Below are 7651 nucleotides of genomic sequence, written 5' to 3' on the forward strand. Positions count from 1 at the left end.
GCCGGAAACCGACCACCGCGAACGTGACCGCGCCGGCCACGATCAGCGCCAGCCCGAGCACGTTGTCGCCGACCAGCGCGAGATCACCCTCGACGGTCCGGACACCGCCCGCCACGATCACCACGAACCACGGCAGCGCGGCCAGCACGACCGCCCAGCGGCCCCCCGTCGACCGGTGCCCGAACGAGCCCAGCAGCACCGTCGCCGCCACCACCACCGGCACGCCGACGACCACCGCGCCCACCCCGACCAGCGCCTGCGCCGCGCCGGAACGGCCCTGCACCAGCTCCCAGGCCCAGGTCGAGAAGATCAGTTCGAGCAGCGCGAGCAGCACGCCGCCCCAGACCGTCAGCACGCCGCCGGTCACCCGCAGCGCGCGGTCGAGCGTCCGCTCCGCCCGGCTCGGCGGCGCGGCCTCCGGTGGCGGCTCGGCAACTGTCGACACGGGTACGGCCGGCAGCGTCACCGGACACCGGCCGCCGCGACCGGGGACCGATCCGCGGCGTCCGGGGCGATCCCGGCGAAGAGGTCGTCCTCCCAGCCGTACGGGCCATGGCCGGGCCCCTTCTCGCCCACCGCGAGCGTGAAGTACTCGACGCCCATGAACTCGCCGCCGAAGTTGCCGGCGATCGAGTAGAGCCACGAGTTGGCCGGGATCTGGGTGGCGTGGGCCCGCATCGCCGCCTCCTTGGCGGCGTGCTGCTCGGTGCCGTCGATCCGGGCGGCGATCTCCGCGTCCGGCGTGCCGAACGGCAGCTCGTCGGCGCTCTCGATGCCAGCGAACGGGTTGTCCGAGGACTCGGTGAACGTCTCCAGCCCGGCGTCGAGCACGCTGCGCGGCATGGCCGTCCAGTAGACCTTCGCCGGGGCGATCCCCTCGGCCGCGGCCAGCTCCACGCCGCGCATCGCCACCCGGTGCGCCTGGATGTGGTCCGGGTGGCCGTAGAAGCCGTTCGGGTCGTACGTGACGAGCACCTGGGGACGGACCTCGCGGATGACCTCCAGCAGGTGCCCGGCGGCGACGTCCAGGTCGGCCTGCCAGAACGCCCGCGGGTGCTCGTTGGTGGCCATGCCCATCATGCCCGAGTCGCGGTAGCGGCCCGCGCCGCCGAGGAACCGGTGGTCGGTGACGCCGAGCGCGGCGCAGGCGTCGGCCAGCTCGCCGATCCGGTAGCCGCCGAGCTGGTCCGCCTCGGCCGCGCAGAGCTGGGCCAGCGCCGGGACGTGGATCTCGCCCTCCTCGCCCAGTGTGCAGGTGACGAGCGTGACGTGGGCGCCGGTGGCGGCGTAGTGCGCCATCGTCGCGCCGGTGCCGATCGACTCGTCGTCGGGATGCGCGTGGACCAGCAGAAGGCGTCGGTCGGGCAGCGTCGTCACGCCCGTCACTCTAACCGGCGGTCCTGCCCGCTCGACGGTGATGCGTCCGCTCAGGTCGGCCACATCACCTCCGGCGCGCGCCTACGCTGCAGGCGTGGACTTTCCCGAGCTGGCCGCCCGTACCCGTCGGTTCAGCCACGGGGCGCCGCGCGCCGTCACCGTCTCCGGCGACGGCGCCCGGGTCGTCTTCCTGCGCTCCGCGGGACCGGAGGACCCGGCCGACGCGCTCTGGCTGCTCGACATCGACAGCGGCGAGGAACGCCTGGTCGCCGATCCGGCGGTGCTGCTGGGCGCGGACGCCGATCCGGCCCGCCTGTCCCCGGGTGAGCGGGCGCTGCGCGAGCGGCTGCGGCTCAGCTCCGGCGGCATCGGCTCGTACGCCCTGGACGCGGCCGGCCGGGTGGCCGCGTTCGCGCTGGCCGGGCGGCTGTTCCGGGCCGACCTGGTGCACGGCGACGTGGTCGAGGTGGCCACCGGCGGGCCGGTGATCGACCCCCGGCCCGACCCGACCGGCGAGCGGCTGGCCTACGTCACCGACGCCGCCGAGGGCGTACGCCGGGGCCAGCTGCGGGTGGTGGAGCCGGACGGTACCGACAACCTGCTCGCCGGTGAGGACAGCGGCGTGACCTGGGGGCTGGCCGAGCACATCGCCGCCGAGGAGTTCGACCGCTACCGCGGCTACTGGTGGGCGCCGGACGGGCGCAGCGTGCTGGCCGCCCGGGTCGACGAGTCCCGGCTGGAACGCTGGTACCTGCACGACCCGGCCGACCCGGCGAGCCCGCCGACGTCGCTGGCGTACCCCGTCGCGGGTGGCCCGAACGCGGAGGTCAGCCTGCACCTGCTCGACCTCGACGGCGGCTGGGTCGACGTGCACTGGGACCGGGAGACCTACCCCTACCTGAGCTCGGCGGACTGGTCCGACGGCGGGCCGCTGATCACCGTGCTGCGCCGCTCGCAGCAGCACGGCCTGGTGCTGGCGGTGGACCCGCGCACCGGGGAGACGCAGGTGCACGCCGAGCTGGCCGACCCGCGCTGGGTGGAACCGATCCCCGGCACCCCCGCCCACCTGCCCGACGGGCGGGTGCTGGTCGGCGGCGAACTGGCCCACGACGGGTACGACGCACGCTGCCTGTTCGCCGACGGCACGCTGCTCACCCCGCCCTCGCTGTACGTGCGGCGGGTGGTCGGGCGGCTGCCGAACGGCCCGGGCACGACCGCGGACCTGCTGGTCGAGGCGAGTGAGGGTGAGCCGAGCCAGCGCCACCTCTACCGGGTGCGGACCACCATCGGCGGCGGCATGGACGCCCGCCGGATGGGCAGCGACCCCGGCTGGCACACCGCCTCGATCGGCGGCTCCACGCTGGCGGTGGGCATCGCGTCGCTGGAGCACCCCGGCGTGCGCTGGCGCGTCTGGCACGGCGACCGCGAGGTGGGTGAGCTGCGCTCGCTGGCCGCCACCTGCTCGTACGCGCCGCGCCCAACGATGGTCCGGGTCACCGACCGGCGGCTGCCAAGCGCGGTGCTCTACCCGGCCGAGCACGTCAAGGGCACCCGGCTGCCGGTGCTGCTGGACATTTACGGCGGCCCCGGCCACCAGGAGGTGGTGGCGGCCCGCAGCGTCTGGCTGGAACGGCAGTGGTGGGCCGAGCAGGGCTTCGCGGTGGTCACCATCGACAACCGGGGCACCCCCGGCATCGCGCCTTCGTTCGAGAAGGCGATCCACCGCCGGGTCGCCGACGTGATCCTCACCGACCAGGTGGACGCGCTCACCGCGCTCGCCGACAAGCACCCCGACCTGGACCTGGAACGGGTGGCGGTGCGCGGCTGGTCGTTCGGCGGCTGGCTGGCCGGGCTCGCGGTGCTGCGCCACCCGGAGTTGTTCAAGTGCGCGATCGTCGGCGCGCCGGTCACCGACTGGGCGCTGTACGACACCGCGTACAGCGAGCGCTACCTCGGCATGCCCGACGACGGCATGGACGTCTACGCCCACCACTCGCTGGTCGAGCTGGCCGCCGAGCCGCTCGGCGACCCGGCGCAGGCCCGGCCGATGCTGCTGGTGCACGGCCTGGCCGACGACAACGTGCTGGCCGCGCACACGCTGCGGCTGTCCGCGGCGCTGCTGGCGACGGGCCGCCCGCACGCGGTGCTGCCGCTGACCGGGGCGAGCCACCTGGCCGCGGGCGGGGTGTCCGAGCGCCTGCTCCGGCTGGAGCTGGACTTCCTCCGCCGCTACTTGTAAGGAAGGGCCCCCTGTTAACGCCTGCGGTAGAGGAAGGGCCCCTTCTTAACGCCAGGCGTTAAGAAGGGGCCCTTCCTTGCAGAGCTACTGCTTGACGTACGCGTTGACGAAGCTGGGCCAGCCGAAGATGCTGCCGATGAAGATGCCGCCGGCCTTCTCGCCGTGCGCCACGGAGACCACCTCGTTGTAGAGCGGCACCGCCGGCGCGGACTCCTTCATCAGCTTCTCGTCCAGCTTGCTCCACTCCTCGGCCTGCTTGGCCGGGTCGAGGGCCAGCACCCGGTCGAACTCGGCGTTGATCGCCTCGTTGTTGAGCTGGGACGTGTTGCTGTTGCCCTCGGCCTTGAGGCTGCGGCCGTCGAAGAGCACCGGCAGGATCGAGGCGCCGCTGGGCCAGTCGGCCGCCCACGAGTCGACCCACAGGTCCCAGGGGTTGCTCTTCTTCTTCACGAAGTCGAGGTAGCCGTCCTCGGGGATCGGCTTGACGGTGACCGTGAAGCCGGCCTTCTCCAGCGCGTTCTTGACCTGGGTGGCGGTCTCCTGCGAGGCGGTGTCGTCGGAGGTGCCGAGCACCAGGTTCACCGACTTGCCGCCCAGCGTCTCCTTCGCCTTCGCCGGGTCGCCGCTCTCACCGGCCGGGTACGCGTCGAACTTCTTGTACCCGAGCGTGGTCGGGGGCAGCAGCGTGGTCAGCGGCACCGCGCCGTACGGGCCGCCGAGGTTCTTGGTGATGCTGCTGCGGTCGATCGCGTAGTTGATCGCCTGCCGCACGGACAGGTCGGTGACCCGGGTGGTGTTGATGCTCAGCCGGTAGGCGTTGGGCGTCGCCGCGACGATCATCCGCGCCTTGAGCGCCGGGTCGCCGGTCACCTTCGCGATCAGCTCGGGCGGCACGCCACCGGTGGCGACCGCCGCCGCGTCGTTGCCGGTGCCGGCGAGGACGCGGTTGGTCTGGGTGGTGTTGTCCGAGCCGAGCGACCAGACGAACTTGTCCGGGTACGCGTGCCGCACCGGATCGGTGGCCGGATCCCAGTTCGTGTTGCGCTCCAGCACCATCTCCACGCCGGGCTGGATCTTGGTGAACCGGTACGGCCCGGACGAGAACGGCATGTTGTCCAGGTTGACGCCGGTGTCCTTGTCCGGCGGCAGCGGCGCGGTGGCCGGCAGCGACACCGCGAACGGCAGGTCGCAGCGGGGCTTGTTGAACTCGAAGCGCAGCGTGCGCGGGTCCGGCGTGGTCAGGCCGGGCGGCAGCGAGGTCTTGTTCTTCTTGAAGTCCCATTTGGTGTCGTACTGCGGGCTGTCGGCCAGCCACTCCTGCAGGTAGGTGGGGCCGCCGGTCAGGTCCGGGTCGAACGAGCGGGCGATGCCGTACGCGATCTCCTTGGAGGTGATCGGGCGGCCGTCCTCGAACTTGACGCCCTCCTTGATCGTGAACTCCCAGACCTTGCAGTCGTTGTTCACGTTCTTGCCGGGCGTCTCGGCGAGGTCGCCGACTAGCGTGACGTTGCCCTTGCCGTCGTCCTTGAAGGTGGTGAGGAACCGGGCGTAGAGCTGGCTGCCCATCAGGCCGGCGAACGAGTAGACCCGCTGCGGGTCCAGGTGGGAGATCTTGCTCTCGCGCAGGATGTAGAAGGTTCCGCCCTTGGCCGCGCCGGGCACCTCGGCCGCCGGGCCGAGCGAGTCCTTCGGGTCGGTCGCGATGGCGCCGCTGCGGGGCTTGTTCGTGTCCGCGGTGTCGCCGTTGTCGCCGGTGTTCTTGCTGCACGCACTGAGGGCGACCACCAGTGCCATCGCACCGCCCACGGCGGTGGCGAGTCTTGCTCGCATACTCAACTCCTCGGGTCCGATGAAGGAAAGCTTCGCCTAGCTTTCACTCGCGGTAAATTTCGAGCAGATAACGGGGGCACAACGATCGACCACCGGCGACGCCCGGATCAGCCGAGACGCACCCGTGGATCGATGAACGCGTACAGCAGGTCGACCACGATGTTCGCCACCACCACGAACAGCGCCGACACCAGGACGGTGGCCATGATGGTCGGCAGGTCGCCCTGGCGTACCGCCTCCACCGCCGTACGCCCCAGCCCCTGGATGCCGAACGTCGTCTCGGTGATGACGGTGCCGCCGAGCGCCGCGCCCACGTCGAGCCCGGCGATCGTCACGATCGGCGTGATCGCGGCGCGCAGCGCGTGCCGTCCGTACACATTGCGTTTCGCCACGCCCTTGGCCCGCGCGGTCCGCACGAAGTCCTCGGAGAGCGTCTCCAGCATCTGCGCCCGGGACAGCCGCGCGTAGATCGCGGAGAAGAGCAGCGCGAGCGTCACCCACGCCAGCACCAGGCCGCGCGCCCATTCGATCGGGTTCTCCAGGAACGGCACGTAGCGGGGTGTCGGCAGGATCTTCAGCGAGTACACGAAGACCAGCAGCAGCACGGCGCCGACGAAGTAGAGCTGCAGCGAGGCGAACGTCAGCGTCAACCCGATCGAGATGCGGTCGAGCAGCGACCCCCGCCGCAGCGCGGAGATCATCCCGAGCCCCACGCCGAGCGCCAGCCAGAGCACCGCCGCCGGGAGCACGATGTTCAGCGTCACCGGCAGCACCCGGGCGAACGTGTCGGTCACCGCCTCGCTGTTGACGTACGAGTAGCCGAGGCAGGGCGCCTCGCACTTGCCGCCCTGCGCGCTGCCCAGGTCACGGCCGACGAAGATGCCCTTCATGTAGTTGACGTACTGCGTCGGCTTCGGGTCGTTGAGCCCCAGCTCCGTGCGTACCCGCTCCAGCCGCTCGGCGTTGCAGTTCTTCGGGCACATGCCGGTCACCGGGTCGCGGGGCAGCGCGAAGAACATGAGGAAACTGACGATGCTCACCGCGAGCAGCACCGAGACCGCGAGCAGCAGCCGCTTCAGCAGAAACCGCACCATGTCGTCGAACCCCCTACCGTGACGACTTCGGGTCGAGCGCGTCGCGCAGCGCGTCGCCGAAGAGGTTGAACGCCAGCACGAGCGCGAAGATGGTGATGCCGGGGAAGAAGACGTACGCCGGGTCGGTCTGCAGGTAGTCGATGCTGCGGTAGATCATCCGGCCGAAGCTCGGCACCGACTCGGGCAGCCCGACGCCGAGGAAGGACAGCGCCGCCTCGCCCGTGACGTACGACGGCACGGCGAGCGAGAACGCCACCAGGATCGGGGCCCAGATGTTCGGCAGCAACTGCCGGAACAGCATGTGCCCGAGCCCGGCGCCGCTGGCCCGCGCCGCCTCCACGAACTCCCGTTCGCGCAGCGACACCACCTGGCCCCGGACGAGCCGGGCCGTTCCGGTCCAGCCGAACGCGGCGAAGACCACGATCAGCGTGGTCACCGCGAACCACGTCGGCACCGCGTCCCGGGGGCCGTAGAAGCGCAGCGAGAACGTCGGCACCACGGCCAGCGCGAAGATGAGGAACGGCAACGCCAGCGCGACGTCGGTGATCCAGCTGATCACCGAGTCGACCACGCCGCCCAGGAAGCCGGCGACGATCCCGAGCACCACGCCGATGGTCGTGGTGACCAGCGCGGCGCCGAGCGCGATCAGCAGCGACGTCCGGATGCCGTAGATCATCCGGATGAAGATGTCCCGGCCCAGGCCCGGTTCCAGCCCGAACCAGTGGTCACCGCTGACGCCGCCCACGTAGCCCAGCGGCATGCCGGTGGCGTCCAACAGGTCACCGAACTGCTGGTTCGGCGACACGCCGTACAGCCGCTGGATCAGCGGCGCGGCCACCGCCGCCAGGATGAACAGGGCCAGCACGACACCGCTGACCATTGCGGTACGGTCGCGCCGCAGCCGGGCCCAGACGAGCTGGCCCGGTGAGCGGCCGACCAGCCGCTTCTTCTCGTCCGGCTCCTGATCGGAGGACTCGATCTCGGCGAGCGCCGCGCCCTCGACCGGCGACAGGCTCATTTCGACACCTCCACGGGTTCGCCGGTCGGCATGCCGACCGGTCCGCTCTCCGGGTAGTGGCAGGCGGTGAGCTGCCCGCCGGCCCGGGTGGGC

6 protein-coding genes are annotated in these 7651 nt (G+C 71.5%); 1 reads left to right on the forward strand and 5 read right to left on the reverse strand.

The window, feature by feature from the left end:
- On the reverse strand, positions 1-466 hold a 466-nt coding region (locus KBX39_RS17175), incomplete at its 3' end, for a hypothetical protein (protein ID WP_210871508.1).
- Positions 463-1386 (reverse strand): N-acetyl-1-D-myo-inositol-2-amino-2-deoxy-alpha-D-glucopyranoside deacetylase, encoded by a 924-nt coding sequence (gene mshB, locus KBX39_RS17180; RefSeq protein ID WP_176722736.1) that lies wholly within the window; start codon positions 1384-1386, stop codon positions 463-465. The genes KBX39_RS17175 and mshB, both read right to left, overlap by 4 nt.
- 85 nt (positions 1387-1471) lie before the next feature.
- Here mshB and KBX39_RS17185 point away from each other — a divergent pair, with 85 nt between their 5' ends.
- The gene (locus tag KBX39_RS17185; RefSeq protein ID WP_043328429.1) at positions 1472-3616 is read left to right on the forward strand and encodes a prolyl oligopeptidase family serine peptidase; all 2145 of its coding nucleotides are present in this window, start codon (positions 1472-1474) and stop codon (positions 3614-3616) included.
- Between the two features lie 84 nt (positions 3617-3700).
- Here KBX39_RS17185 and KBX39_RS17190 read toward each other — a convergent pair whose 3' ends face one another.
- From KBX39_RS17190 to KBX39_RS17200, 3 genes are all read right to left on the reverse strand, one after another.
- A complete protein-coding gene (locus KBX39_RS17190; RefSeq protein WP_043328427.1) occupies positions 3701-5446 on the reverse strand; it encodes an ABC transporter substrate-binding protein in 1746 nt (581 codons plus the stop codon).
- Positions 5447-5553: 107 nt separating this feature from the next.
- A complete protein-coding gene (locus tag KBX39_RS17195; RefSeq protein WP_043328426.1) occupies positions 5554-6540 on the reverse strand; it encodes an ABC transporter permease in 987 nt (328 codons plus the stop codon).
- Positions 6541-6553: 13 nt separating this feature from the next.
- A complete protein-coding gene (locus KBX39_RS17200; protein WP_064447917.1) occupies positions 6554-7558 on the reverse strand; it encodes an ABC transporter permease in 1005 nt (334 codons plus the stop codon).
- Between the last annotated feature and the right edge of the window lie 93 nt (positions 7559-7651).

Origin of the sequence: Micromonospora sp. D75 (assembly GCF_018070405.1) — a bacterium.
In the GTDB taxonomy this organism is placed as follows: domain Bacteria; phylum Actinomycetota; class Actinomycetes; order Mycobacteriales; family Micromonosporaceae; genus Micromonospora; species Micromonospora chalcea.

Bases quoted from the DNA above. Each gene is read 5' to 3' on its own strand.
- KBX39_RS17190 (WP_043328427.1), bottom strand. From the start codon at position 5,446: ATGCGAGCAAGACTCGCCACCGCCGTGGGCGGTGCGATGGCACTGGTG.
- KBX39_RS17195 (WP_043328426.1), bottom strand. From the start codon at position 6,540: ATGGTGCGGTTTCTGCTGAAGCGGCTGCTGCTCGCGGTCTCGGTGCTG.
- KBX39_RS17200 (WP_064447917.1), bottom strand. From the start codon at position 7,558: ATGAGCCTGTCGCCGGTCGAGGGCGCGGCGCTCGCCGAGATCGAGTCC.